This is a genomic window from Belnapia sp. AC561, assembly GCF_979252845.1.
In genome coordinates this window covers 136,804-161,130 of record NZ_CEEDBP010000005.1, presented here as the reverse complement: position 1 = coordinate 161,130, position 24,327 = coordinate 136,804, and the positions used below count along the sequence as shown (strand labels likewise).

Genomic DNA, 24,327 nt, shown 5'->3' with positions numbered 1-24,327 from the left:
GGTTCCCAGTGCTTTCCTGGCGTCACCTTCGCCAGCTCGGCCGGACGCTGACAGGCCGGGTCCCAGCGCCTATGTTCGGGCATCGGGAAGGAGACCCATCATGCTCGACGCGCTCTCAAAGCTGCCGCTCAAGGATCCGGAGCTGTTCCGCCAGGCCAATTGCATCGATGGCCAGTGGGTCCAGGCGGATAGCGGCAAGACCATCGCCGTCCGCAACCCCTCCACCGGCGAGGTGGTCGGCACCGTCCCCGCCATGGGCCAGGCCGAGACCCGCCGCGCCATCGAGGCCGCCCACCGCGCGCAGCCCGCCTGGCGCGCCATGCTGGCAAAGGACCGCGCGGTGATCCTGCGCAAGCTCTACGAGCTGATGCTGGCCAATACCGACGACCTCGCCGCCATCATGACCGCCGAGCAGGGCAAGCCGCTGGCCGAGAGCAAGGGCGAGATCGCCTATGCCGCCAGCTTCCTCGAGTGGTTCGCCGAGGAAGGCAAGCGCGTCTATGGCGAGACCATTCCCCAGAACGCCAAGGGCCGCCGCATCATCGTGACGAAGGAGCCGATCGGCGTCTTCGCGGCGATCACGCCCTGGAACTTCCCGGCGGCGATGATCACCCGCAAGACCGGCCCCGGCTGGGCTGCCGGCTGCACCGGCGTCATCCGCCCAGCCTCGCAGACCCCCTTCAGCGCGCTGGCGCTGGCGGTGCTGGCTGAGCGCGCCGGCATGCCGCCCGGCGTCTGCAACGTCATCACCGGCCCCTCCGGCGAGACCGGCAAGGAACTGACCAGCAACCCGCTGGTCCGCAAGCTGACCTTCACCGGCTCCACCGAGGTCGGCCGCCTGCTGCTGGCGCAATGCGCCCCGACCATCAAGAAGACCAGCATGGAGCTGGGCGGCAATGCCCCCTTCATCGTCTTCGACGATGCGGACCTCGATGCCGCCGTGGTCGGCGCCATGGCCAGCAAGTATCGCAACACCGGCCAGACCTGCGTCTGCGCCAACCGCATCCTGGTGCAGGACGGCGTCTACGACGCCTTCGCCGCCAAGCTGAAGACCGCGGTCGAGGCCCTGAAGGTCGGCGACGGCATGGAGCCGAACGTGACGCAGGGCCCGCTGATCAACCCGGAAGCGGTGGAGAAGGTGGAGGAGCACATCGCCGACGCGACCAAGCGCGGCGCGACCATCGTGACGGGCGGCAAGCGCCACAGCCGCGGCGGCAATTTCTTCGAGCCGACGATCCTCGCCAATGTCCCGCATGACGCGATGATCTTCACCGAGGAGACCTTCGGCCCGGTCGCCCCGCTGTTCCGCTTCAAGGATGAGGCGGAGGCCATCGCCCTGGCCAATGATACGCCCTTCGGGCTGGCCGCCTATTTCTACGCCCGCGACATCGGCCGCATCTTCCGCGTGGCCGAGGCGATCGAGAGCGGCATGATCGGCATCAACGAGGGGCTGATCAGCACCGAGGTCGCCCCCTTCGGCGGCGTCAAGCAATCCGGCCTGGGCCGGGAGGGCAGCAACCTCGGCATCGAGGAATACCTCGAGGTGAAGTACCTTGCCCTCGGCGGCATCGGCACCTGAGCCGAGTATCACGCTATGTGGGCGTGATTTCTTAGCCATGCACGGATAGCAGGGCGGGGTTTCGCGCCTCGTCCTGCTTTCCCTGGTGGAAAGCGGACCACGCCTGTCCTATTTCCCTCGGCACCACGCCAGGGAAAGCCTTGCCGATGTCCGCTTCCACCTATGCTGCCGCGCCGGCTCCGGCCCGGCCGGTCGCCATCAATGCCCCGGCCGCCTTGGCCTCCGGCGCCATCCTGCTGCTTGGCGCCGGGCTGCTCGGCCAGGTCGTCAGCCCGCGCCAGGCGGAGCTCTACCTGCTCGGCGCGGCGCTCGGCCTGGTGCTGTATCACGCGGCCTTCGGCTTCACCTCCGCCTGGCGGGTCTTCATCGCGGATCGCCGCGGCGCCGGGCTGCGCGCCCAGATGGTCATGCTGGCCGTCGCCGTGCTGCTGTTCTTCCCGGTGCTGGCGGCCGGCAGCCTCTTTGGCCAGCCGGTGCAGGGGCTGGTGGCGCCGGTCGGCGTCTCGGTCGTCGCCGGTGCCTTCCTGTTCGGCATCGGCATGCAGATGGGCGGGGGCTGCGCCTCGGGCACGCTCTATACGATGGGTGGCGGCTCGGTGCGGATGCTGCTGACGCTGGCCGCCTTTGTCGCCGGCTCGGCCCTGGGTGCCGCGCATCTGCACTGGTGGTCGGCGCTGCCGCATCTGCCCCCCATCTCCCTGGTCCAGCTCTGGGGCCCGGTCCCCGCCATTGCCGTCAACCTCGCCGTCTTCGCCGGCATCGCCTGGCTGACCATGGTGCTGGAGCGCCGCCGCCATGGCCGGCTAGTCGAGCCCGAGGCCGCGCCGCGCCAGGGCCTCGCCCGGCTGCTGCGCGGGCCCTGGCCGCTGGTCGCCGGCGCCGTCGCCCTGGCCCTGCTGAACTTCGCCACCCTGGCGCTGGCCGGCCGGCCCTGGGGCATCACCTCCGCCTTCGCCCTCTGGGGCTCCAAGGCCGCGGCCCTGGTCGGCTTCGACCCGGCGAGCTGGCCCTTCTGGTCCAGCCCGGCCCAGCGCTTGGCGCTGGAGTCCAGCGTGCTGCAGGACGTCACCTCGGTGATGGACTTCGGCATCATCTTCGGCGCCCTGCTAGCCTCGGCGCTGGCCGGCCGCTTCGCCCCGAAATGGGGGGTGCCGCTGCGCTCGGCCCTGGCCGCGGTCTTCGGCGGGCTGCTGCTCGGCTACGGCGCCCGGCTGGCCTATGGCTGCAACATCGGCGCCTATTTCTCCGGCATCGCCTCGGGCAGCCTGCATGGCTGGGTCTGGATGGTCGCCGCCTTCTTCGGCAACGTCCTCGGCACCCGCATCCGGCCCCTCTTCGGGCTGGAGGTCGAGCGGCTGCCGCGCCAGACGGGGTGCTGAACCGGCTGCTCCATGGGCCGGGGTTACCATCGGCGGCCTTCCGTCGCATATGATGGCCGAAACGGAGGGCTGACCATGGCTTACGACTTCGACCTCTTCGTCATCGGCGGCGGCTCCGGCGGCGTCCGCGCCGCCCGCATCGCCGCGACCCATGGCGCCCGGGTCGGCATCGCCGAGGAGCGCTTCTGGGGCGGCACCTGCGTCAACGTCGGCTGCGTGCCGAAGAAGATCATGGTCAATGCCGCCGAATACGGGATGTGGGCCGATGACGCCGCCGCCTTCGGCTGGGAGGTCACGAAGGGCCCCTTCGACCTCGCCAAGCTGGCAGCACGGCGGGATGCCGAGGTCGCCCGGCTGAACGGCATCTATGGCCGCCTGCTCGGCGGCGCCGGCGCCACCAGCTTCGATGCCCGCGCCACCTTCATCGATGCCCATACGCTGGACGTCGGCGGCAAGCGCGTCACCGCCGAGAAGATCATCATTGCCGTCGGCGGCCGCGCCACCCGCCCGGACCTGCCCGGCGCCGAGCTCGGCATGCTCTCCGACGATGTCTTCACCCTGCAATCCGTGCCGAAGCGGCTGCTGGTGATCGGCGCCGGCTATATCGCGCTCGAATTCGCCTGCGTCTTCCAGGCCCTCGGTGCCCAGGTCGATGTCGTCTTCCGCGGCGACCTGCCGCTGCGCGGCTTCGACCAAGATATCCGCGAGGCATTGCCCGAGGCGCTGGAGGCCCAGGGCATCCGCCTGCACCCCAATACCAAGCCGGCCCGGCTGGACCGCCAGGGCGATCACCTCCGCCTCAGCATTCTCGGCGGCGCCAGCCTCGAGGCCGATGCCGTGCTGTTTGCCACAGGGCGGGAGCCGAATACCCATGGCCTCAACCTCGCCGCCGCCGGCGTCGACTGCACCACCAACGGCGCCATCGAGGTCGATGCCGACCACCGCACCACCGCCCCGCATATCTGGGCGATCGGCGATGTCACGGACAAGCTGAACCTCACCCCCATGGCGACCGCTGTCGGCCATGCCCTGGCCGATACCCTCTTCGGCAACAAGCCGCGCCGGGCCAGCTACGAGAACGTGCCGACCGCGGTCTTCACCTCGCCGCCCATCGGCACCGTCGGGCTGACCGAGGCCGATGCCGTGGTGCATGGCCCGGTCGATATCTACCTCGCCCGCTTCAATACCATGCGCCACGTCATGACCGGCCGGCCTGGCCGCAAGACGCTGATGAAGCTCGTCGTCTGCCAGCAGAGCCGGAAGATCCTCGGCGCCCATATGCTGGGGGAGGATGCGGCCGAGATCATGCAGGGCATCGGCATCGCCGTCGTCATGGGCGCAACGAAGGAGGATTTCGATCGCACCATCGGCATCCACCCGACCGCGGCGGAAGAATTCGTGACGCTCCGCACCCGCACCCGGGAAGCCGGGCTGCGTGCGGCCGCCGAATAGCCGCCCCTGCAGCCTGCGGGTTCACCAAGGCCGCGGCATGGGTTAGGCTGGGAAATTCCAAGGGAGAACGCAGTCAATGGTTGCGCGCGGCTGGCACCCCGGTAGCTGGCGGGACATGCCGATCCGGCAAGTGCCGGACTACCCCGATATGGCGAAACTCGCCGAGGTCGAAGCACGCCTGGCGCGCTTTCCCCCGCTGGTCTTCGCCGGTGAGGCGCGTCGCCTCGAGGCCGCACTGGCCCGGGCCGGCAATGGCCAGGGCTTCGTCCTGCAGGGCGGCGATTGCGCCGAGAGCTTCGACGACTTCACCGCCAATATCATCCGCGACACCTTCCGGGTGCTGTTGCAGATGGCGGTGGTGCTGACCTTCGGCGGCGGCACCCCGGTGGTGAAGCTCGGCCGCATGGCGGGCCAGTTCGCCAAGCCGCGTTCCTCGGATACCGAGACGGTCGATGGCGTCAGCCTGCCCTCCTATCGCGGCGACATCATCAACGGCCCCGAATTCAACGCGGCGTCCCGCATCCCCGATCCGTCGCGGATGGAATTCGCCTATATGCAGTCGGCCGGCACGCTGAACCTGCTGCGCGCCTTCGCCACGGGCGGCTATGCCGACCTGCACCAGGTCCATCGCTGGAACCTCGGATTCGTCGAGCGCAGTCCGCTCGCCTCCCGCTACCAGGACCTCGCCTCGCGCATCGACGAGACGCTGAGCTTCATGCAGGCCTGCGGCATGTCGGACAGCCCGCAGGTGCGGGAGACGGATTTCTATACGTCTCACGAAAGCCTGCTGCTGCCCTATGAGCAGGCGCTCACCCGCGTCGATTCCACCACGGGCGACAGCTATGCCTGCTCGGCGCATTTCCTCTGGATCGGCGACCGCACCCGCCAGCCGGATGGCGCGCATGTCGAATTCCTGCGCGGGGTGAAGAATCCCATCGGCATGAAGGTCGGCCCGAGCATGGAGGCCGACGAGCTGGTGAAGCTCACCGAGATCCTCAACCCGGCCAATACCATGGGCCGCTTGACGCTGATCACCCGCATGGGCGCCGACAAGCTGGAGGCCAAGCTGCCGCCGCTGCTGCGCGCGGTGAAGCGGGCCGGCCGCAACGTGGTCTGGCTCTCGGATCCGATGCACGGCAACACCACCACCGTCGGCGGCTACAAGACCCGGCCCTTCGATGCGGTGCTGACCGAAGTCCGGCGTTTCTTCGATGCGCATGCCTCCGAGGGCACCCAGCCCGGCGGCGTCCATGTCGAGATGACCGGGCAGGAAGTCACCGAATGCCTCGGCGGCGCCCATCGCCTGAGTGAGGCCGATCTGGCGCTGCGCTACCAGACCTTCTGCGACCCGCGGCTGAATGCCGAGCAGTCGCTGGAACTGGCCTTCCTGATCGCGGCGGAGCTGAAGGCGCGGCGCGCGCCCAATGCCTCGCTGCCGGCCCAGGCTGCGCAGTAGGATGGACGCGCTGCCACCACCGGAAGACCCGGATGCGGCGATCACCAGCCACACCGACGTCTACTTCAACCGCACAAGGCACATCGTCCAGCGCTTCGGCGATTGCCAGGTCACCTATGCGGTCTTCCTCCGCCGTCCGGTGGTCAGCGCGCCGCGGCTCATGCTCGACTGGCTGGAAGGCGTGGCGCGCGACCGCGGCACGCAGTTCAAGATCGAGGTGATGCACCCCGAGGGTACCTGGGTCGGGGCCGGTGACCCGATCCTCTACCTCACCGGCTCCTTCGCCCAGCTCGCCGACCTCGAGACCCTCTATCTCCAGAAGCTCGGCCCGCCCTGCGTCGCCGCGCACAACGCCTACCAGATGTGCCTGGAACTGCCCGCCGTCTCCTTCCTCGCCATGGATGCCCGGCACTGCGCCGGGGCCGAGATGGCGAACATGATGGCCTATGCCGCCAGCGTCGGCAGCGCGGCGGCCAAGCGGGAAGGGGCCCAGGGCTTCGTCGGCAATGCGACCGACGCGACGGCGCATTGGTTCGGCGCCCCGCGCGGCTTCGGCACCATGCCGCATGCCCTCATCGGCTATGCCGGCAGCACCCTCCGCGCCGCCGAGATGTTCCACGAGAGCTACCCGGAGGAGAATCTCACCGTCCTGGTGGATTACTTCGGCCGCGAGGTGACCGATGGCCTGGCCGTCTGCCAGCGCTTCCCGGACCTCGCCGCCGCCGGCCGCATGGCCTTCCGGCTGGACACGCACGGCGGCCGCTTCCTCGAAGGCCTCGACCCGGCCGAGAGCTATGCCGTGCTGGAACGCCACGCCCCCGGCGCCATCCGCCGCTACCGGTCGGAGACCGAGCTGCGCCATCTCGTCGGCACCGGCGTCTCGGCGGCGGCCATCTGGAAGATGCGGGAATCCCTGGATGCCGCCGGCTTCCCCAAGGTCCGCATCGTCGCCTCCTCCGGCTTCGGCGTCGGCAAGTGCCGGGTGATGGCCGAGGCCCGGGCGCCGATCGATGTCGTCGGCACCGGCAGCTTCATCCCCGATAGCTGGTCGGAAACCTATGCCACGGCTGATATCGTCGCCTATGACGGGGTGCCGCGGGTGAAGCTCGGCCGCGAATTCCTGCTGCGCCGCAACGGCGAGCGCAAGCGAAACGGCGGCGCCCGCTAGGCGGGCCTTCCGCTCAAGCCGGCACGGGCGCCTTCGGCTTCTCCAGCACGCAGAAGGACTGGCCGAGCACATGCATGCCGGCCGGTACCTTCTCGGTCGCCGTCTCCGGCGTCACCTCGATCGCCGCCTCATCCCCGCGCTTCATCGCCACCACCCGGAAGCCGAGCCGCTTGGCCCATATGCGCAGGTCGGCGGCATGCATGAAGACGTTGATGTGGCCGAGGAAGGAGCGCTTGCGCACCCAGTCCACATTGCCCTCGAAGACGCTCCACTGGTTCTCCACCGCGAATTCGAAGAAGGAGAAGACCACCCGGCCGCCCGGCGCCAGCACCCGGTAGGACTGCTCCAGGTAGGCGTAGGATTCCTCATGCAGCAGATGCGTGAAGACCGAGAAATAGGTGATGAAATTGGCCCAGTCGTCCGGCGCCGGGATGGTATTGCCAGCCACCAGCTCCAGCCGGAAATCGGACCGCGCCGCCTTCCGCCGGTTATAGTCCAGCAGCTCCGGCACCACATCGAGCCCGATGTACTGCAGCTTCGGATAGGCGGCCAACTGCTTGGTCAGCCGGCCGGCGCCGCAGCCGACATCCACCACCTTGTTTTTCGGCTTCAGCCCGTATTGCTTCAGCAGGCTGTGCTCCAGCACGCCGAAATGCTCGAAGGCCCCGCCCACCGCGCGGGCCACCGCCTCGTCTTCCGGATAGGCCGCCAGATAGGCCCGCACCATGGCGGCGTAGCTCTGCACATACTGGAACTGGGTGCTCATGCGCGCTCCGGCCCGATCTGGACGGGGAAATGTCCCGGCCGGCTGCTATCATGGCGTGCACCGCCAGGTCCAGGCATGCGCCAGGCCCCGGCACCTGGCCCTGGACACCTGGCCCCGGACACCTGACCCTGGGCACTTGGCCGTGCCACCTGGGCCATGCCCGCGCGTTGACCCCGGCGGACCGCGGCGAATACAACCCGCCCTGGCCAATCGGCCGCGCGCCTGCGGGCCCAGCCTGCCTTCTGCGACCTTCCACTGCCAAGCGGGGCTGCCATCGTGAGCGACGACGACGAGGATCCGATCTTCCAGCCCAACCCCTTCCTGCAGAACGGATTGTCCGTCCGCATCATGGACCTCTCCGGCGCCAATGGGGCCGAGCCGGTCGAGACCGTGACCGGCTTCCGCACCTTCGAGCATGCCAATGCCTTCGCCCGCCGCTATGTCCGGGACAGCGTGGAGCGGTGCCGCGCCCCCGGCCTCAAGCCGGATGAGGTGATGTCCACCTGGTTCGCCTTCGGCGAGGACGCGACGGTGGAAGGCGCCGGCGAGCACGCCTGGACCAGCGCCGCCGAGCTGGCCGATTTCGCCGCCCAGCCGGTGCGCGACGCCGAGGACCGGAACTGGCGCGCCCTCGACCCCCGCCGCGACGAGGACGACCTGCCGGCGGAGGAGCCGTCCGGCGAGGAGGAGCCGTGACCCGTCACGCCGTCCGCTGCGGCGACTACGCCGATTTCGGCGACCCGGACGAGGAATGGCTGGTCGAGGGCTTCCCGAGCGCGGAGGCCGCCGCCGAATATGCCCGCCGCTTCGTCCGCGCCCAGATCGAGGATTTGCGGGCCGAGGCCGGCACCGCCGAGGAATTGAAAGACATGTACTTCCGCTTCGGCGAATATGCCTTCGCCGCCGGGCTCGACCACGATGCCTGGGTCGCCCATTGCATCGCGACGCCGGCCGGCCGCAAGGCCGAGGTCGATTACGCCGCCGCTGAGCCGAAGGGCCGTGGCGCATGAAGCTCCGCTTCGCCCCGTCGCCGACCGGCCTGCTGCATGTCGGCAATGCCCGCGCCGCCCTGGTCAACTGGATGTTCGCCCGCCAGCGCGGCGGCACCGTACTGCTCCGCCTCGACGATACCGACCTCGAGCGCTCCAAGGCCGAATACGCCGTGGCGCTGGAGGAGGACCTGCGCTGGATGGGCCTCGACTGGGACGAGAGCTTCCGCCAGTCCGACCGTCTGCCCCTGTATGCCGCTGCGGCGGAGAAGCTGAAGGCCAGCGGCCACCTCTACCCCTGCTTCGAATCCGAGGACGAGCTGCGGGTCAAGCGCGAGCAGCGCCTGAAGCAGGGCCGCCCGCCGCTCTATGACCGCGGCGCCCTGAAGATGACGCCGGAGCAGTTCGCCAAGGCGGTCGCCAACGGCAAGTCGCCCTACTGGCGCTTCAAGCTGAACAACCGCACCGTCGAATGGCAGGATGGCGTGCTCGGCAAGCGTGGCGTGAAGCTGCCCAGCCTGTCCGACCCGGTGCTGATCCGCGCCGATGGCTCGCCGCTCTATACCTTCACCTCGGTGGTGGACGACCTCGACAGCAAGGTCACCCACATTATCCGCGGCGAGGACCACGTCACCAATACCGGTGTTCAGCTCGATATCTGGGAGGCCCTCGCCGGGCCGAAGGATATCCGGGCGGAGGCGCTGTCCTTCGCCCATCTGCCGCTGCTGACCGATGCCGATGGCGGCCCGCTCTCGAAGCGTCTCGGCAGCCTCTCGCTCCGCCAGCTCCGCCGCGACGGGGTGGAGCCGGCGGCGCTGGCCGGCTACCTCGCCGCCCTCGGCACCTCGCAGGACCCGGTGGTCGGCATGCCGGCCGAGCTGGTGCCCGGCTTCGCGCTGACCGCCATCTCCCGCTCCCCGGCCCGCTTCGATGTGCAGCAGCTGCTCGGCCTGAACCGCAAGCACCTGCATGCCGCCCCCTTCGAGGCGGTGCGCGCGCATCTGCCGGACGGCGCCGACGAGGCCTTCTGGCAGGTCATCCGCGGCAACCTCGACCTGCTGGGCGAGGCCAGGTCCTGGTTCGAGGTCACCAACGGCACCGTGGTCCCGCCGGTCCAGGACGGCGAGGCCGAATTCCTCCGCACCGCCCTGGCCGCCCTGCCGGCCGAGCCCTGGGACACCACCACCTGGGGCGCCTGGACGGATGGGCTGAAGGCCAGCACCGGCCGCAAGGGCAAGGCGCTGTTCCTGCCGCTGCGCCTGGCCCTGACCGGGGAGGATCACGGTCCCGACCTCAAGGCCCTGCTGCCGCTGATCGGGCGGGAGCGGGCGGCACTGCGGCTCAGGCTCGGCGCCGAGGCTTGAATTTCCGCGCCCGAGCGGCGTAGAATGTCAGCCATGTTCCAGGGCTGTCGCTGCCGCTGCTGATCTCACCCCGCGCGCGGGCTTGACCCGCGCGCCCAGCCGCGTGCCTGTTGCGACCAAGCCATGGATGCCCCGATGCCCGACCTTCTGCTGCACAATAGCCTGACCCGCGCCAAGGAAGCCTTCGCGCCGATCGACCCCGCGCATGTGCGGATGTATGTCTGCGGCCCGACCGTCTACGACCTGGCGCATCTCGGCAATGCCCGCCCGGTCATCGTCTTCGACGTGGTCTTCCGCCTGCTGCAGCGGCTGTATCCGCGGGTGACCTATATCCGCAATATCACCGACGTGGACGACAAGATCAACGCCCGCGCGGCCGAGAGCGGCGAGTCCATCGCCGCCATCACCGCCCGCACCACGGCGGATTTCCACGCCGACATGGCCGCGCTCGGCAACCTGCCGCCGACCGACGAGCCCCGCGCCACCGCCGCCATCGCCCCGATGATCGCCCTCATCGGGAAGCTGATCGACCGCGGCCATGCCTATGCCGCCGAGGGCCATGTGCTGTTCAGCGTGGCCTCCTACCCCGACTACGGCGCCCTCTCGGGCCGCACCCCGGACGAGCTGGTCGCCGGCGCCCGCGTCGAGGTCGCGCCCTACAAGCGCGATGCCGGCGACTTCGTGCTCTGGAAGCCCTCGGACGAGGCGACGCCCGGCTGGGACAGCCCCTGGGGCCGCGGCCGCCCGGGCTGGCACATCGAATGCTCCGCCATGTCCTGGCAGGCGCTGGGCGAGGTCTTCGACATCCACGGCGGCGGCCATGACCTGCTCTTCCCGCACCACGAGAACGAGGTGGCGCAGAGCCGCTGCGCCTTCGGCACCGCCGCCATGGCCAATACCTGGCTGCATAACGGCATGCTGCGGGTCGACGGCGAGAAGATGTCGAAGTCGCTCGGCAATTTCCTGACGGTGCGGGACATCCTGGCGCGCGGGTCCTGGGCCGGTGAGGCCTTCCGCCTGCTGGTGCTGAAGACCCACTACCGCTCGGCGCTCGACTTCACCCTGGCCGGCCTGGATGAGGCCAAGGCCGAGCTGGACGACGACTATGCCATGCTCGCCCGCGCCGTGACGGCGCCCGACCTCGAGGTGCCCCGCGCCGAGATGGTGGCCTGGGCGCTGGAGCCGCTGCACGACGACCTCAATACCGCCCTGGCGCTGACCCGGCTGCGCGACCTCCGGACGCTCGAGAATGTCGCCAGCGTCGGCGGCAGCGCCGCGACCGTGTTGCACCGCGCCGGCAAGCCCTGGCCGGTCGTCCCCGGCCTCGCCGCCAGCGCCTTCCGCGAGGTCGCCGGCGTGCTCGGCCTGACCCCCTCCGATCCGCAGGCTTGGCTGCGCGGCGGCGACGACCATGCCTGGGTGGATGCGGCCATCGCCGCCCGCCTCGCCGCCCGCAAGGCGCGCGACTTCGCCGAGGCCGACCGCATCCGCGCCGACCTCACCGCCAAGGGCATCATCCTGGAAGACGGCCCGCAGGGGACGGTCTGGCGCCGCGCGTGAGCCAGACCGCCGAGGACTGGATGGATGCGCTCAAGCGCATCGCCCTGACCGACCCGAAGCGGGCCTGGCTCCGCGCCCACCTGGATGCGCCGGACTGCACCGCGACCGAGGCTGTCCTGGCCGCGGCCGCCGGCCAGCCGATCGCCGACTACCATGCGCTCGCCGCCGAATTCGCGGTGGCGCTGGACGTGGACCTGCCGGCCGCGCCGCTGGACCTGCTGGCCGAGCGGGCCCAGGGGAGCATGGGGGAGGCCTGGCGCCTCCGCACCCCACTGGCCTTCGCGCTCGGCATCCACCGCGTCGTACCGGATGCCTGGACCCGCGGCGGCAAGGAAGCGGCCAAGCTGCAGGCCGCGCCGGGCGAGAGCCCCATCGTCGTGCTGGTCCGGCCGCAGCTGGCCGAGAACATCGGCACCACCGCCCGGGCCATGGCCAATGGCGGGCTCTTCCACCTCCGCCTCGTCGCCCCGCGCGACGGCTGGCCGCAGGATCGCGCCTGGCGCACCGCCTCCGGCGCCGATGCCATCCTCGAAGCCGCCGAGGTCTTTCCCGACGTCCCCAGCGCACTGGCCGATTGCCACCGGGTCTTCGCCACCTGCCCGCGGCCGCGCCACATGATCAAGCCGCTGCGCACCGCCCGCGCCGCCGCCGAGGATACCCGCGAGATCAACGGCCGCGGGCTCCGCTGCGCCGTGATGTTCGGTCCGGAGCGTGCGGGGCTGGAGGCCGAGGACATGGCCCATGCCGATACCCTGGTCCGCTACCCGCTGAACCCCGCCCATATGTCGCTGAACCTGGCCCAGGCGGTGATGATCTTCGCCTATGAATGGTGGACCGCGACCGAGCCGACCCCGGCCCGGAAGCTCGTCACCAATGGCACACCGGTGGCGACCAAGGGGCTGCTCGAGGGCTTCCTCGACCGCCTCATCAGCGAACTCGATGCCTCCGGCTTCCTCGAGCCGGAGAAGAAGCGGGCCAACATGGTCCGCAACCTGCGCCACTGGTTCGAACGCGGCGAGGTGACGGAGCAGGAGCTCCGCACCCTGCATGGGGTGGTGACCGAACTCTCCGTCGGCCGGATGCGGCGCGGCCGGCCGGACTAGCGGGGCGCGGGCTTAGCGGGGCGTGGGCGCGAGCTTCTTCGCCAGCTTCCGCGCCAGGGCATAGCCCAGCATGCCGGCGACCGGCCCGGCCGGCAGCACCAGCAGCCAGCCGATATGGACGTTGTTCACCACCAGCCCGAGCCCGACGCCGAGCATCAGCCCGCCCACCAGGCTGCCCACCACGCCCGCCGTCAGGCCGAGCACCAGGATTTCTTCGCGTGTCACCATGCAGCGGATTAGGCGCTGCGCCGCCGGTTTGACAAGCATCCCCCCGGACCCTATACGCCCCGCTCTTCCTGGGAACGCGGACGCAGCTTCGGGCTGTGCGCCCGTCCTTGCCTGTTCGGGGCTTGGGCCTACCGGGACAACATCGCGATGAAGGGCCGCAGCCGGAAACCGGCGTGGCACACTGGACCGTATGACCAAACGCGCTGAATCCAAGTACAAGATCAATCGCCGCCTCGGCGTCAACCTCTGGGGCCGCGCCAAGTCTCCGATCAACAAGCGTGAGACGATCCCCGGCCAGCATGGCGCCCGCCGCAAGCAGAAGCCGACCGACTTCGGCGTGCAGCTGATGGCGAAGCAGAAGCTGAAGGGCTACTACGGCAACATCGGCGAGAAGCAGTTCCGCAAGTATTACGAGGAGGCCGTGCGCCGCAAGGGCGACACCTCCGAAAACCTGATCGCCCTGCTCGAGCGCCGCCTGGATTGCGTCATCTACCGCATGAAGCTGGCCGTCACGCCCTTCGCCGCGCGGCAGTTCGTCAACCACGGCCATGTCACCATCAACGGCCGCCGCCTCAACATCCCCTCCTACCAGGTCAAGGACAACGACCTGATCGAGGTGAAGGAGAAGTCGAAGCAGCTCACCGCCGTGCTCGATGCGGCGCAGAGCGGCGAGCGCGACGTGCCGGAGTACCTGGAGATCGACCATCGCGCGATGCGTGGCCGCTTCCTCCGTGCGCCGAAGCTCTCCGATGTGCCCTATCCGGTGCAGATGGAACCGAACCTGGTGGTCGAGTTCTACTCCCGCTAAATCGGCCACAACCGATCCTGGAAAGCGCCGGTCCCGCGAGGGGCCGGCGTTTTTCGTTTGGAAAGCCGCATCTCTCGGGCCATCTCGTCGGGATGCCCCTGCTCAACCTGCTGCTTGCCGCCCTGCTGCCGGTCGCCGGCGTCCTGTCCAGCCTGCTCGGCATCGGCCATCCGCTCTGGGCCATGCCCGGGGTGCGCACCCTGGTGGTGCCGGCGCCCTATGCCTTCAGCATCTGGGGGCCGATCTTCGTCCTCGCCCTGGCCTGGGGCTTCTGGCAGGCCCGTCCGGCCCAGCGTGCGGATCCGCAGGTCGCCCGGCTGCGCGGCCCGGCCGCCGCGGCCTTCGCCGCGATGCTGGCCTGGATGGTCGCCGCCCAGCTCACCCTCAATGGCTGGCACCTGCTGGCCATCATGCTGGTCCTGCTGGCGGCGGCCCTGCTGGCGCTCGGCCGCGCCACCGCGGCAGCGCGCGACACCCCCGGCTGGCGCTGGATCGCCCGTCCGCTCTTCGGCCTGCTCGCTGGCTGGATCTCCGCCGCGGCGGTGGTGAACCTCTCGGGCGCCGCGGCGGCGGAGGGCTTCGGCTGGTTCGGCCTCGCCCCCAGCGTCGTCGCCATGGGCCTGGTGCTGCTCGCCGCCTGGATCGCCACCACCGTCCTGCGCCGCAACCGCGGCGACCGCTGGTATGCCGGCGCCGTGCTCTGGGCCCTGGCCGCCATCATCGCCGCCCAGCTCAGCGCCCGCATGCCGGACTATGCCGTCGCCCTGATCGCTGCCCTGGGCCTGCTGATGGTCGCCGCCGCCAGCCGCCTCGCCGGCCGCCAGCAGCCCGGGGTGCAGCCGGAAGCCTATCCGGGATAGGCGGCGAAGGGCCCATGCAGCGGCCGCGGCAGCAGCGGCATCGCATGCGCCGCCGCCAGCAGCACCGCCCGCTTCGGCGAGGGCGCCGCCGCCACCGAGGCCCGCAGCCGCTCCAGCCCGCTGGCCCGCTCGCCGTGCCGGATCAGCTCCCGCCCGACGATCCAGGCATTCTCCGCCTCCGCCCGGCGCCGCATGCGTTCCAGCCGGCCGGCGCCGAGCCGGTCCGCCAGGGCCGCGCTGCCGTAGATGGCCGCCATGGCCGGGGCGAAGGCCGCCGGATCATGCGCCATGCGCCGATAGGCACTGCCCTGGCGCTCCCGCACGTACAGCAGCGGCTCGCTGCCCTCGACGCCGACGAAGGGCCCCTGCAGGGCCAGCCGGATCCAGTATTCCCAGTCCTCGCCGTAGCGCAGCTTCGCCAGGAAGGGCCCGGCCCGCAGCAGGGCCTCCCGCCGCAGCAGCATCTGCCCGCCGTTGACGAAGAGGTTCTGGATCAGCAGCCGATGCAACAGGTCGCCGCTGGGGGAGGGGCTGGCCTTCAGCCGCAGCGGCGCATCGCCCGGCCCGGCGCTCTCGGCCATGACCGCATAGCCGCCATGGGCGCCCACCGCCTGCGGCTGGCCGGACAGTGCCGCGACCAAGCGTTCCAGCGCATCCGGCGCCAGCCAGTCATCCGCATCGAGGAAGAGCACCGCCTCGCCCCGCGCCTCCGCCATGGCCCGGCTGCGGGCCGCCGAGACGCCCTGGTTCTCCTGCCGCAGCAGCCGCAGCCGGGGATCCTGCCGCGCCGTCACCTGCTCGGCGGTGCCGTCGCGGGAGCCGTCGTCGACCACCAGCATCTCCCAGTCGGGAAAGCTCTGGCCGATCACGCTATCGACCGCGGTGCCGATGAAGCGGGCCACGTCATAGGCCGGGGTCACGATGGAGACGGCGGGTGCCGGAAGGGTAAGGTCGCGCATGGTGCAGCGTTGGCACGCCGCACCGCCGCGGCGGAATCACGGCCGCGGGGGCGCGCGATCTTGTGTGGGCTTTAGGGCGGCAATGCCCCCGGCAGCCCCGCGCGGGAAGGCCCTCCTCCGGCCTAGAGATAGACCCCCTTCATGCCCCCCGCCGGATACCGCGTCCCCGCCGCCGCCCCGGCCGGGACGGCCGCCGCCAGCCGCGACACCTCCGCAGCGCTCAGCGTCACCGCCAGCGCCCCGAGGTTCTCCTCCAGCCGCGGCCGGTAGCGGGTGCCGGGGATGGCCACCACATCCTCTCCCTGCGCCAGCAGCCAGGCGAGGGTGAGCTGCGCCGGGCTGCAGCCCTTCTCCGCCGCCATCGCCTCCACCTGCGCCACCAGCGCCCGGTTGGCGGCGAAATTCGCCTCCTGGAAGCGGGGATGCGCGGCGCGGCGGCCGTCCACCTGGGCGAAGTCCTGGATCGCTCCGGTCAGGAAGCCCCGCCCGAGCGGCGCATAGGCGACGAAGCCGATCCCCAGCGCCCGGGTGGTGGCGCGGGTCTCCTCCGCCTCCTGCCGGTAGAGCAGCGAGTATTCGGTCTGCACCGCGGCGATGGGATGGGTCGCATGCGCCCGGCGGATGGTCTCCGGCGCCGCCTCGGACAGGCCGAGGAAGCGCACCTTCCCCTGGTCCACCAGCCGCGCCATGGCGCCGACCGTCTCCTCGATCGCCACCTTCGGATCGACCCGGTGCTGGTAGTAGAGATCGATCACCTCGACCCCCAGCCGCTTCAGCGAGGCCTCGCAGGCCGCCTGCACATGGGCCAGCGAGCCATCCACGCCATTCGGCCCGCCCGGGTTCTGGACCTGCCCGAACTTGGTCGCCAGCACGACCTTGTCCCGCAGCCCCTTCAGCGCCCGGCCCAGCACGCCCTCGTTGTGCCCCCAGCCATACATGTCGGAGCTGTCGAAGTGGTCGACCCCCAGCGCGACGGCATCCCGGATCAGCGCCTCGGAGGCGGCATCATCCGCCTCCCCGTAGACCCCCGAGAGCGACATGCACCCAAGCCCGATGCTGCCGACCGCCAGGCCGCCGAGGTTGCGCTTCGGGATGGTCACCATGGGCCTCTCCTTTGTCTCAGGCGGCGCGCAGCACCCGCCCCGCCACCGCATCCAGCTTCGCCAGCATCGCCGGGTCCCGCTTCTCGGGCGCGGTGATCAGCGCATGATCCAGCGCCCGGTCGCAGCCGGCGGGGCAGGGGCCCCTGGTCGGGTGGGGCGGGGCGGCCAGCTTCGGCACCACCGCCTTCACCAGGGCCCGCGCCTTGTCGGCATTGGCGAAGAGCACCTTCACCACTTGGTCCACGGTGACATGGTCATGGTCGGGGTGCCAGCAATCGAAATCCGTCACCATGGCGACGGTCGCGTAGCAAAGCTCCGCCTCGCGGGCGAGCTTGGCCTCGGGCATGTTGGTCATGCCGATGACGCTGCAGCCCCAGGACCGGTAAAGCTCGCTCTCGGCCTTGGTGCTGAACTGCGGGCCTTCCATCACCAGGTAGGTGCCGCCCCGCGTCACCGGCAGCGACAGCCCGCGCGCCGCATCCTCCAGCGCATCGCCGAGCCGCGAGCAGACCGGATGCGCCACCGAGACATGCGCCACGCAGCCGCAGCCGAAGAAGCTCTTCTCCCGGGCGAAGGTGCGGTCAATGAACTGGTCGACGATGACGAAATGCCCCGGCGGCAGCTCCGCCTTCAGGGACCCGACGGCCGAGAGCGAGAGGATCTCGGTCACGCCCGAACGCTTCAGCGCATCGATATTGGCCCGGTAGTTCAGCGCGCTCGGCGGCGTCGGATGCCCCCGGCCATGCCGCGGCAGGAAGACGCAGCGCACCCCGTCGAGCCGGCCGAACAGCAGCTCGTCCGAGGGGTCGCCCCAGGGCGTCTCCACCTTGCGCCATTCCCGATCCTCCAGCCCGTCGATGTCATAGAGGCCCGAGCCGCCGATGAGGCCGATGACGGGTTCGATGCGGTCGGACATGGAATGCTCCTCGGGGGGTCGTGCAGCGGCTTTTGGAACACGGTGGCGCCGGGATCAACCGCATGCTGCGGCGCGGCGGTGGCCGGGCGGGCGATCCGCAGGCATCCTGGTCCGGCCCCCGCGACCGGCGGGGCCTGATCCGGAGCCCCGCCATGACCCCCCGCCTCGCCCTGCTCCTCGTCGTGGTGGCGCTCACCGCCTGCGGGCCGACCACTGCGCCGATCGAAAGCAAGCTCATCGAGCGCGGCACCGCGCTGCCGCCGCCCGGCCTCACTCCACCAACCCGGAATTGAAAAGAGCCGCCCGAGGGCGGCTCCTTCCGTCAAGCTGGGACTTGGTGCCAAGCCCTAGTGGACGTCGGCCCAGACCTTGCGCTTCACCGCATAGGCCAGCCCGCCGAGGATCGTCAGGAAGAGGATGATCTTCACCCCCATGGCCTTCCGCTGCTCGAGCTCCGGCTCGGCCGCCCAGGTCAGGAACTGGGAAACGTCGCGCGCCATCTGCTCGACCGTCGCCTTGGTCCCGTCGTGGTACTCGACCTGGCCGTCGGAGTTCAGCGGCGCTGGCATGGCGATCTGATGGCCGGGGAAGTACTTGTTGTAGTGCATCCCTTCGCCAAGCTGCATGCCGGCCGGCGGATCCTCGTAGCCGGTCAGCAGGGCGTGGAGGTAATCCGCACCGCCTTCGCGGGCCTTGGAGATCACCGACAGATCCGGCGGATAGGCGCCGTTGTTGGCGGCACGGGCCGCTTTCTCATTGGGGAAGGGCGCGCGGAAGCGGTCCGAGGCGCGGCCCGCCCGCTCGGCGAACTGGCCCTCGTCGTTCGGCCCGTCCATCACCTGCACGGTGGCGGCGATGCCGGCGACCTCGTTCTCCGACAGGCCCAGCTCCCGCAGGTTGCGGTAGGAGAGCTGGTGCATGGCGTGGCAGGAGGAGCAGACCTCCTTGTAGACCTGGAAGCCGCGCTGCGCCGAGGCCCGGTCGAAGTGGCCGAAAAGCCCATCGAAGGAGAAGCGGGTATCCGGCAGGTGGATTTCCTCGCCCGCGGCGAAGGCCGGGGCCTGGACCCCGAGGCCGGCCACGAGGCCGACCCCGAGAACCAGTGCCTTGAGGCTAGGGGCCTTCAGGCTGCGAAAACCGACCATCAGGCCTTCTCCATCGGCTTGCTCATGGCGCCGGCGGGCAGCGGCCCACCGCCGCGCAGAACCGGAAGGGAGATGCTTTCCGGCAGCGGCAGCGGCCGCTCCAGCCGCCCGAGCAGCGGCAGGATCACCAGGAAGTACAGGAAGTAGTAGGCCGCCGCGACGCGGCTGACGGTCACGTAGGGCTCCTCGGCCGGCTTGCCGCCGCAGTAGAGCAGCACGAAGAAGGACACGACCCAGACGATGAAGAAGGGCCGCGCCAGCGGGCGGAAGCGCATGGAGCGCACCGGCGAGGTATCCAGCCAGGGCAACACGAAGAGGACGGCGATGGAGCCGAACATCATCAGCACGCCGCCGAGCTTGTCCGGCACCGCGCGCAGGATCGCGTAGAAGGGCAGGAAGTACCATTCCGGCACGATATGCGGCGGCGTCACCATCGGGTTGGCCGGGATGTAGTTGTCCGGGTGGCCCAGCGCATTCGGGAAGAAGAAGACCAGGATGGCGAAGACGGCGAGGTAGGCGACGATGCCGACGCTGTCCTTGGCCGTGTAGTAGGGGTGGAAGGGCAGGGTATCCTGCGGCCCCTTCGGGTCAATGCCGAGCGGGTTGTTGGACCCGGTGATGTGCAGCGCCGCCACGTGCAGGAACACGACGCCGAAGATCACGAAGGGCATCAGGTAGTGCAGGCTGTAGAAGCGGTTCAGGGTCGGGTTGTCGACCGAGAAGCCGCCCCAAAGCCAGGTGACGATCGTCTCACCCACCAATGGGAAGGCGCTGAAGAGGTTGGTGATGACGGTCGCGCCCCAGAAGGACATCTGGCCCCAGGGCAGCACGTAGCCCATGAAGGCCGTCGCCATCATCAGCAGGAAGATGACCACGCCCAGCATCCACAGCAGCTCGCGCGGGGCCTTGTAGGATCCGTAGTAGAGGCCGCGGTAGATGTGGATATAGACCACGATGAAGAACATGCTGGCGCCGTTCGCATGCGCGTAGCGCAGCAGCCAGCCGTAGTTCACGTCCCGCATGATGCGCTCGACGCTGTCGAAGGCCATGCCGGTATGGGCGGTGTAGTTCATCGCCAGGAAGATGCCGGTGGCGATCATGATCAACAGGTTGATCATGGCCAGGGCGCCGAAATTCCAGAAGTAGTTGAAGTTGCGGGGCGTCGGAAACGTCCCGTACTCCTTCTGCATCATGGTGAAGATCGGCAACCGGCTATCGACCCAGCGGATGACCGGGTTGGCAAAGTCGCTCTTGTGAAGGCCGATGGACATCGATTGCTCCTCAGCCGATCCGGATCTGCGTATCGGAGGTGAAGGCGTAGGTGGGCACCGCCAGGTTCAGCGGCGCCGGCCCCTGGCGGATACGGCCGGAGGTGTCGTAGGCGCTGCCGTGGCAGGGGCAGAACCAGCCGCCATAGGGGCCGCGCTGGTCGGTCGGCCGCTGCCCGGACGGGATGCAGCCCAGATGGGTGCAGATGCCGATCAGCACCAGCCACTGGTCCTTCTTCACCCGCGACTGGTCGGTCTGCGGGTCCTTCAGCTCGGACATCGGCACGTCGCGTGCCGCCTTGATCTCGGCCTCGGTCCGGCTCCGGACGAAAACCGGCTTGCCGCGCCAGACCACCGTGATGGCGGCGCCGGCGGCGATCGGTTTCAGGTCGACATCGGTGGTGGAGACGGCAAGCACGTCGCGGGCCGGATTCATCGAATTGACGAACGGCCAGGCGAGGGCGCCGACGCCCACCGCCACGAAGGAGCCTGTCACGAGTTGCAGGAAATCCCGGCGGGTCTCGCCGTCCTGCGGCGCCCCATGCTGTGACGCCGTTGGCGCCAGACTATCGGCCATGCCTCATCGTCCCTGATCGCGGCCACGCCTCTGTCCCGGGGCGGGACGGGCGGGGGCCGAATGCGATTGTTGCGCTCGGGAGTTAAGGGTCCGGCCAAGTCTGGACCCGCGCTCCCCAACGCGCCGCGCCGCATATAAAGGTACGCTATGCAGGGTGGCAATCCGCCGGGGTCGCAATCAAGCTGCTATCTTCGGCGGTTTTCGCCCGACCGGCCCGCCAGGAGGAAACAGTGACCGAGGCTTCCCACGCCACCCCCATGCCCCCCTCGCACGCGGCGCCACTGGGTCCTCCCCCCGGCGACCACCGCCTCGCCGTTCCGGCCCGTGCCTGGTTCGAGGAATTGCGCGACCGCATCTGCGCCGCCTTCGAGTCGCTGGAGGATGCCTGCGATACCGGTCCCCATGCCGACCTGCCTCCCGGCCGCTTCGTCCGCACCCCCTGGCAGCGGGAGGGTGGCGGCGGCGGCACCATGGCGGTGATGAAGGGCCGGGTCTTCGAGAAGGTCGGGGTGAATTGCTCCACCGTCCACGGCGAATTCTCCCCGGAATTCCGTGCCAATATCCCGGGCGCCGAGGCCGACCCTCGCTTCTTCGCGACCGGCATCTCGCTCGTCGCGCATCTGCGCAGCCCCCGCGTCCCGGCCGCGCATATGAATACCCGCTTCCTCTCGACCTCCCGCGCCTGGTTCGGCGGCGGCGGCGACCTGACGCCGATGGCGATGGATGCGCCCGAGTCGCTGGCGGATGCCGCCCGCTTCCATGCCGGCTTCAAATCCGCCTGCGACCGGCACGACCCGGCCTACTATCCCCGCTTCAAGCAGTGGTGCGAGGAGTATTTCTACCTGCCGCACCGGGGGGAAACCCGCGGCCTCGGCGGCATCTTCTACGACTGGCTGGGCGACCGCACGCCCGGCCACGGCGCCGATGCCGACTTCGCCTTCACCAGGGACGTCGGCCTCGCCTTCCTCGAGAGCTATGCCGGGATCGTCGTCGACCGGATGCGGGAGCCCTGGACCGCGGCCGAGCGGGAGCACCAGCTCATTCGCCGCGGCCGCTACGTCGAGTTCAACCTGCTGCACGACCGTGGCACGCTGTTCGGTCTGAAGACCGGCGGCAATGTGGAGGCGATCCTGATGTCGCTGCCGCCCGAAGCGAAATGGCCATGAAGGGATACGAAACGCCATGAAGGCAATCTGGTACGACCGCCAGGGCCCCGCCGCCGAGGTCCTCACCTATGGCGAGCTGCCCACCCCGACTCCCGGCCCCGGGGAGGTGCTGGTCCGCCTCGCCACCTCCGGCGCCAATCCCTCGGACTGGAAGTCCCGCAGCGGCAAGGGCCGGCCCATGGCCTTCCCCCGGGTCATCCCCCATAGCGACGGCGCCGGCCAGATCGAGGCGGTGGGCGAGGGCGTCCCCCGCCAGCGCGTCGGCCAGCGGGTCTGGATCTGGAACGGCCAGTGGAAGCGCCCCTTCGGCACCGCCGCCGAATACATCGCGCTCCCCTCCGACCAGGCGGTGCCGCTGCCGGAGACCGTCGGCTATGCCGAAGGTGCCTGCCTCGGCATCCCGGCGCTGACCGCCCTCCATGCCGTGCTGACCGATGGCGGCGTCACCGGCCAGCGGGTGCTGGTCACTGGCGGCGCCGGCTCGGTCGGCCACTACGCCATCCAGTTCGCCCGGCTGCTCGGCGCCGCCCAGGTCATCGCCACGGTCAGCGGGGAGGCCAAGGCCGCCCATGCGATGACCGCCGGCGCCGACTACACGGTGAACTACCGCAGCGAGGACACGGTCGAGCGCGTCACCGCCCTGACCGGCGGCCATGGGGTGGACCGGGTGGTCGATGTCGATATCTCCGGCACCGCGCCCATGCTGCCGGGCCTCATGGCGCCGGGCGGGATCTGCGCCGCCTATGGCGCCAATGCCGGCACCTCCACCATCAACTTCGGCGCCGCCATCATGAAGGGCATCGCGGTCCGCCACTTCATCGTCTACGAGCTGAACGCCACCCAGCGGGCGACGGCGATCGGCGCGCTCACGCCCTGGCTGGAGCGCGGGATGCTGACCCATACCATCGCCGCCCATGCGCCGCTGGCGGATTGCGCCGCGGCGCATGATGCGGTGGAGCGCGGCGACTACATCGGCAACCTCGTGTTGGACTGCTGAGCCGCCGGCAACCGCGCCTGGATCGCCGCCAGCTTCTCCGGATTGCGGATGATGTAGATGGCGGCGATCCGGCCTTCCCGGATCTCCAGCGCCGTGGTCTGCGGCAGCCCGTCCGGCTCCAGCGTCACGAAGCCGGGCAGGCCGTTGATCCGGCCGAGATGAAGCAGCGGGGCAGGGGGTAGCTGCCCCTTCCGCGCCAGCCCGGCGAAGAACCGCCCGACCTTCGCCTCGCCGAGGATCGGGTTGAGCGCGGCCGGGCGGATGCCGCCGCCATCCGTGTGCAGCACCACGTCCCGCGCCAGCAGCGCCCGCAGCCCCGCCTCGTCCCCGCCGCGGGAGGCCGCGAGGAAGGCCCCGGCGATCCGCTGCCCCTCCGCCTCGCTCACCGCCTGGCGCGGCACCGCCTCGCCCAGCCGGACCCGCGCCCGCTCCGCCAGCTTGCGGCAGGCGGGTTCGCCGCGGGCCAGCAGCGCGGCGATCTCGGCGAAGGGCGTCTCGAAGAGGTCGTGCAGGATGAAGACCGCCCGTTCGGCCGGGGAGAGCCGCTGCAGGGTCAGCAGGAAGGCGACCGAAAGATCCTGGGCCTGGGCATGCGCCGCCTCCTGCGGCGGCGTCTCCTGCTCCAGCAGCGGCTCCGGCAGCCAGGGGCCGACGTAGCGTTCCCGCCGCACCCGGGCGGACTTCAGGTGGTCCAGGCTCAGCCGGGCGGCGGCCTTCAGCAGCCAGGCGCGGGGCAGGTCCACCCGGCCGCGGTCGGTGCCGTGCCAGCGCAGGAAGACATCCTGGGCGATGTCCTCCGCCGTCGCCAGCGACCCGGTCATGCGATAGGCGAGGCCGATCAGCTCGGCGCGGAGGGGGGCGTAATCCGCGGCCGGATCGGCCTCGCCCGGCATGCTCAGGCCACCTGGCCGGCCGCGGGCACCGCCCGGAAGCCGATCGCCAGCCGGTTCCAGGCATTGATCGTGGCGATCAGCAGGGACAGCTTCACGATCTCCTCCTCGGAGAAATGCGGCAGCAGCCCGGCGTAATCCGCATCCGGGGCATGGGTCCGGGCCACCAGCGTCAGCGCCTCGGTCCAGGCCAGCGCCGCCCTCTCCCGCGGGGTATACTGCGGTGCTTCCCGCCAGGCATCGAGCAGGAAGAGCCGCACCGGCGCCTCCCCGGCCTTCAGCGCATCCCGCGTATGCATGTCGATGCAGAAGGCGCAGCCGTTGAGCTGCGAGGCACGGGTCTTCACCAGCTCGATCAGGCTGTGCTCCAGCCCGCTGGAGACGACCGCCTTCTCCAGCGCCAGCATGGGCTGCAGGGCCTTGGGGGCGGCGGCGAAGTAGTCGAGGCGCGGCGTCATGGCGACCATCCTATGCGAGGGGTTCGGCCATAGGACGAGGCAGCGGGGCCGGATGTGACGGCCCGGCCGCGGAATTGCGAACCGGCCCCGGCATGCGCTTGCAATTCTCCCCTCGATACGGCATAGGAAATATATC

General features: G+C 70.1%; 25 protein-coding genes. 15 read left to right on the top strand and 10 right to left on the bottom strand.

Translation table 11 applies throughout. The annotated features are described in order from the left end of the window. Nucleotides 1–100: 100 nt before the first annotated feature. The 5 genes from AC0IW9_RS06255 (at nt 101) to AC0IW9_RS06235 (ending at nt 7,034) form a co-directional block, all read left to right on the top strand. Entirely contained in the window at nt 101–1,579 is a 1,479-nt protein-coding gene (locus AC0IW9_RS06255) for an NAD-dependent succinate-semialdehyde dehydrogenase (RefSeq protein WP_471647350.1), read from the top strand. 146 nt (nt 1,580–1,725) lie between these two features. Further along, nucleotides 1,726–2,958, top strand: coding sequence for a YeeE/YedE family protein (locus AC0IW9_RS06250; RefSeq protein ID WP_471647349.1), 1,233 nt, complete (start codon nt 1,726–1,728; stop codon nt 2,956–2,958). A 75-nt stretch (nt 2,959–3,033) separates the two neighbouring features. After that, nucleotides 3,034–4,410 (top strand): glutathione-disulfide reductase, encoded by a 1,377-nt coding sequence (gorA, locus tag AC0IW9_RS06245; protein ID WP_471647348.1) that lies wholly within the window; start codon nt 3,034–3,036, stop codon nt 4,408–4,410. A 76-nt stretch (nt 4,411–4,486) separates the two neighbouring features. Continuing rightward, complete coding sequence (locus tag AC0IW9_RS06240; RefSeq protein WP_471647347.1) at nt 4,487–5,866, top strand: class II 3-deoxy-7-phosphoheptulonate synthase; 1,380 nt, start codon at nt 4,487–4,489, stop codon at nt 5,864–5,866. A gap of 1 nt (nt 5,867) precedes the next feature. Beyond that, nucleotides 5,868–7,034 carry a beta/alpha barrel domain-containing protein gene (locus tag AC0IW9_RS06235; protein WP_471647346.1) on the top strand — a complete coding sequence of 389 codons (1,167 nt, stop codon included), beginning with the start codon at nt 5,868–5,870 and terminating at the stop codon, nt 7,032–7,034. A 13-nt stretch (nt 7,035–7,047) separates the two neighbouring features. Here the strand turns inward: AC0IW9_RS06235 and AC0IW9_RS06230 are convergent, their stop codons facing one another. Further along, nucleotides 7,048–7,800 carry a class I SAM-dependent methyltransferase gene (locus AC0IW9_RS06230; protein WP_471647345.1) on the bottom strand — a complete coding sequence of 251 codons (753 nt, stop codon included), beginning with the start codon at nt 7,798–7,800 and terminating at the stop codon, nt 7,048–7,050. Between the two features lie 276 nt (nt 7,801–8,076). On the opposite strand from AC0IW9_RS06230, the gene AC0IW9_RS06225 reads away from it, so the two are divergent. The 5 genes from AC0IW9_RS06225 to AC0IW9_RS06205 all read left to right on the top strand — a co-directional run bounded on the left by AC0IW9_RS06225 (nt 8,077) and on the right by AC0IW9_RS06205 (nt 12,816). After that, complete coding sequence (locus tag AC0IW9_RS06225) at nt 8,077–8,496, top strand: hypothetical protein (RefSeq protein ID WP_471647344.1); 420 nt, start codon at nt 8,077–8,079, stop codon at nt 8,494–8,496. Further along, nucleotides 8,493–8,810: a hypothetical protein gene (locus tag AC0IW9_RS06220; protein WP_471647343.1), complete on the top strand. Its 318-nt coding sequence runs from the start codon at nt 8,493–8,495 to the stop codon at nt 8,808–8,810. The genes AC0IW9_RS06225 and AC0IW9_RS06220 overlap by 4 nt, the downstream gene beginning before the upstream one ends. Continuing rightward, nucleotides 8,807–10,153, top strand: coding sequence for a glutamate--tRNA ligase (gene gltX, locus AC0IW9_RS06215; protein ID WP_471647342.1), 1,347 nt, complete (start codon nt 8,807–8,809; stop codon nt 10,151–10,153). The genes AC0IW9_RS06220 and gltX overlap by 4 nt, the downstream gene beginning before the upstream one ends. A 135-nt stretch (nt 10,154–10,288) precedes the next feature. Beyond that, nucleotides 10,289–11,713 carry a cysteine--tRNA ligase gene (gene cysS / locus AC0IW9_RS06210; RefSeq protein ID WP_471647341.1) on the top strand — a complete coding sequence of 475 codons (1,425 nt, stop codon included), beginning with the start codon at nt 10,289–10,291 and terminating at the stop codon, nt 11,711–11,713. Nucleotides 11,714–12,057: 344 nt separating this feature from the next. Continuing rightward, nucleotides 12,058–12,816, top strand: a complete 759-nt coding sequence (locus AC0IW9_RS06205; RefSeq protein ID WP_471647420.1) for an RNA methyltransferase — start codon at nt 12,058–12,060, stop codon at nt 12,814–12,816. A gap of 12 nt (nt 12,817–12,828) precedes the next feature. Here the strand turns inward: AC0IW9_RS06205 and AC0IW9_RS06200 are convergent, their stop codons facing one another. Then, nucleotides 12,829–13,044: a hypothetical protein gene (locus tag AC0IW9_RS06200; RefSeq protein ID WP_471647340.1), complete on the bottom strand. Its 216-nt coding sequence runs from the start codon at nt 13,042–13,044 to the stop codon at nt 12,829–12,831. A gap of 190 nt (nt 13,045–13,234) precedes the next feature. Here AC0IW9_RS06200 and rpsD point away from each other — a divergent pair, with 190 nt between their 5' ends. Then, entirely contained in the window at nt 13,235–13,852 is a 618-nt protein-coding gene (gene rpsD / locus AC0IW9_RS06195) for a 30S ribosomal protein S4 (RefSeq protein ID WP_471647339.1), read from the top strand. Between the two features lie 92 nt (nt 13,853–13,944). Further along, entirely contained in the window at nt 13,945–14,712 is a 768-nt protein-coding gene (locus AC0IW9_RS06190; RefSeq protein WP_471647338.1) for a hypothetical protein, read from the top strand. Here AC0IW9_RS06190 and AC0IW9_RS06185 read toward each other — a convergent pair. The 3 genes from AC0IW9_RS06185 to AC0IW9_RS06175 all read right to left on the bottom strand — a co-directional run bounded on the left by AC0IW9_RS06185 (nt 14,700) and on the right by AC0IW9_RS06175 (nt 17,690). Continuing rightward, nucleotides 14,700–15,671 carry a glycosyltransferase family 2 protein gene (locus AC0IW9_RS06185; protein WP_471647337.1) on the bottom strand — a complete coding sequence of 324 codons (972 nt, stop codon included), beginning with the start codon at nt 15,669–15,671 and terminating at the stop codon, nt 14,700–14,702. The two genes, AC0IW9_RS06190 and AC0IW9_RS06185, sit on opposite strands and share 13 nt — an antisense overlap. Nucleotides 15,672–15,793: 122 nt before the next feature. Next, nucleotides 15,794–16,774, bottom strand: a complete 981-nt coding sequence (locus AC0IW9_RS06180) for an aldo/keto reductase (protein ID WP_471647336.1) — start codon at nt 16,772–16,774, stop codon at nt 15,794–15,796. A 16-nt stretch (nt 16,775–16,790) separates the two neighbouring features. Continuing rightward, nucleotides 16,791–17,690, bottom strand: a complete 900-nt coding sequence (locus AC0IW9_RS06175) for an S-methyl-5'-thioadenosine phosphorylase (RefSeq protein ID WP_471647335.1) — start codon at nt 17,688–17,690, stop codon at nt 16,791–16,793. Between the two features lie 152 nt (nt 17,691–17,842). Between AC0IW9_RS06175 and AC0IW9_RS06170 the strand changes: the two genes are divergently transcribed. Beyond that, the gene (locus AC0IW9_RS06170; protein WP_471647334.1) at nt 17,843–17,983 is read left to right on the top strand and encodes a hypothetical protein; all 141 of its coding nucleotides are present in this window, start codon (nt 17,843–17,845) and stop codon (nt 17,981–17,983) included. 54 nt (nt 17,984–18,037) lie between these two features. On the opposite strand, the gene AC0IW9_RS06165 is transcribed toward AC0IW9_RS06170, so the two are convergent. From AC0IW9_RS06165 to petA, 3 genes are read right to left on the bottom strand one after another with little or no spacing between them, the layout of a single operon-like run. Further along, a complete protein-coding gene (locus tag AC0IW9_RS06165) occupies nt 18,038–18,835 on the bottom strand; it encodes a cytochrome c1 (RefSeq protein ID WP_471647333.1) in 798 nt (265 codons plus the stop codon). Continuing rightward, nucleotides 18,835–20,106, bottom strand: a complete 1,272-nt coding sequence (locus tag AC0IW9_RS06160; protein WP_471647332.1) for a cytochrome b — start codon at nt 20,104–20,106, stop codon at nt 18,835–18,837. The genes AC0IW9_RS06165 and AC0IW9_RS06160 overlap by 1 nt, the downstream gene beginning before the upstream one ends. Before the next feature lie 10 nt (nt 20,107–20,116). Next, nucleotides 20,117–20,680, bottom strand: a complete 564-nt coding sequence (petA, locus tag AC0IW9_RS06155; RefSeq protein WP_471647331.1) for a ubiquinol-cytochrome c reductase iron-sulfur subunit — start codon at nt 20,678–20,680, stop codon at nt 20,117–20,119. 257 nt (nt 20,681–20,937) lie between these two features. On the opposite strand from petA, the gene hemF reads away from it, so the two are divergent. Both hemF and AC0IW9_RS06145 read left to right on the top strand, forming a co-directional pair. Beyond that, on the top strand, nt 20,938–21,846 hold the full coding sequence (gene hemF, locus AC0IW9_RS06150) for an oxygen-dependent coproporphyrinogen oxidase (RefSeq protein WP_471647419.1): 909 nt from the start codon (nt 20,938–20,940) through the stop codon (nt 21,844–21,846). Nucleotides 21,847–21,862: 16 nt separating this feature from the next. Next, complete coding sequence (locus AC0IW9_RS06145) at nt 21,863–22,843, top strand: NADPH:quinone reductase (RefSeq protein WP_471647330.1); 981 nt, start codon at nt 21,863–21,865, stop codon at nt 22,841–22,843. Here the strand turns inward: AC0IW9_RS06145 and AC0IW9_RS06140 are convergent. Together AC0IW9_RS06140 and AC0IW9_RS06135 are read right to left on the bottom strand one after the other, a co-directional pair. After that, entirely contained in the window at nt 22,813–23,736 is a 924-nt protein-coding gene (locus AC0IW9_RS06140) for a sigma-70 family RNA polymerase sigma factor (protein WP_471647329.1), read from the bottom strand. The genes AC0IW9_RS06145 and AC0IW9_RS06140 overlap by 31 nt on opposite strands. 2 nt (nt 23,737–23,738) lie before the next feature. Then, nucleotides 23,739–24,191, bottom strand: coding sequence for a carboxymuconolactone decarboxylase family protein (locus AC0IW9_RS06135; protein WP_471647328.1), 453 nt, complete (start codon nt 24,189–24,191; stop codon nt 23,739–23,741). Nucleotides 24,192–24,327 lie beyond the last annotated feature (136 nt).

Excerpts from the sequence above, each read along its gene's own strand:
- AC0IW9_RS06255 (WP_471647350.1), top strand. The coding sequence starts at position 101 with ATGCTCGACGCGCTCTCAAAGCTGCCGCTCAAGGATCCGGAGCTGTTC.
- AC0IW9_RS06250 (WP_471647349.1), top strand. The coding sequence starts at position 1,726 with ATGTCCGCTTCCACCTATGCTGCCGCGCCGGCTCCGGCCCGGCCGGTC.
- gorA (WP_471647348.1), top strand. The coding sequence starts at position 3,034 with ATGGCTTACGACTTCGACCTCTTCGTCATCGGCGGCGGCTCCGGCGGC.
- AC0IW9_RS06240 (WP_471647347.1), top strand. The coding sequence starts at position 4,487 with ATGGTTGCGCGCGGCTGGCACCCCGGTAGCTGGCGGGACATGCCGATC.
- AC0IW9_RS06235 (WP_471647346.1), top strand. The coding sequence starts at position 5,868 with ATGGACGCGCTGCCACCACCGGAAGACCCGGATGCGGCGATCACCAGC.
- AC0IW9_RS06230 (WP_471647345.1), bottom strand. The coding sequence starts at position 7,800 with ATGAGCACCCAGTTCCAGTATGTGCAGAGCTACGCCGCCATGGTGCGG.
- gltX (WP_471647342.1), top strand. The coding sequence starts at position 8,807 with ATGAAGCTCCGCTTCGCCCCGTCGCCGACCGGCCTGCTGCATGTCGGC.
- cysS (WP_471647341.1), top strand. The coding sequence starts at position 10,289 with ATGCCCGACCTTCTGCTGCACAATAGCCTGACCCGCGCCAAGGAAGCC.
- AC0IW9_RS06200 (WP_471647340.1), bottom strand. The coding sequence starts at position 13,044 with ATGGTGACACGCGAAGAAATCCTGGTGCTCGGCCTGACGGCGGGCGTG.
- rpsD (WP_471647339.1), top strand. The coding sequence starts at position 13,235 with ATGACCAAACGCGCTGAATCCAAGTACAAGATCAATCGCCGCCTCGGC.
- AC0IW9_RS06190 (WP_471647338.1), top strand. The coding sequence starts at position 13,945 with ATGCCCCTGCTCAACCTGCTGCTTGCCGCCCTGCTGCCGGTCGCCGGC.
- AC0IW9_RS06185 (WP_471647337.1), bottom strand. The coding sequence starts at position 15,671 with ATGCGCGACCTTACCCTTCCGGCACCCGCCGTCTCCATCGTGACCCCG.
- AC0IW9_RS06180 (WP_471647336.1), bottom strand. The coding sequence starts at position 16,774 with ATGGTGACCATCCCGAAGCGCAACCTCGGCGGCCTGGCGGTCGGCAGC.
- AC0IW9_RS06175 (WP_471647335.1), bottom strand. The coding sequence starts at position 17,690 with ATGTCCGACCGCATCGAACCCGTCATCGGCCTCATCGGCGGCTCGGGC.
- AC0IW9_RS06170 (WP_471647334.1), top strand. The coding sequence starts at position 17,843 with ATGACCCCCCGCCTCGCCCTGCTCCTCGTCGTGGTGGCGCTCACCGCC.
- AC0IW9_RS06165 (WP_471647333.1), bottom strand. The coding sequence starts at position 18,835 with ATGGTCGGTTTTCGCAGCCTGAAGGCCCCTAGCCTCAAGGCACTGGTT.
- AC0IW9_RS06160 (WP_471647332.1), bottom strand. The coding sequence starts at position 20,106 with ATGTCCATCGGCCTTCACAAGAGCGACTTTGCCAACCCGGTCATCCGC.
- petA (WP_471647331.1), bottom strand. The coding sequence starts at position 20,680 with ATGGCCGATAGTCTGGCGCCAACGGCGTCACAGCATGGGGCGCCGCAG.
- hemF (WP_471647419.1), top strand. The coding sequence starts at position 20,938 with ATGCCCCCCTCGCACGCGGCGCCACTGGGTCCTCCCCCCGGCGACCAC.
- AC0IW9_RS06145 (WP_471647330.1), top strand. The coding sequence starts at position 21,863 with ATGAAGGCAATCTGGTACGACCGCCAGGGCCCCGCCGCCGAGGTCCTC.
- AC0IW9_RS06140 (WP_471647329.1), bottom strand. The coding sequence starts at position 23,736 with ATGCCGGGCGAGGCCGATCCGGCCGCGGATTACGCCCCCCTCCGCGCC.
- AC0IW9_RS06135 (WP_471647328.1), bottom strand. The coding sequence starts at position 24,191 with ATGACGCCGCGCCTCGACTACTTCGCCGCCGCCCCCAAGGCCCTGCAG.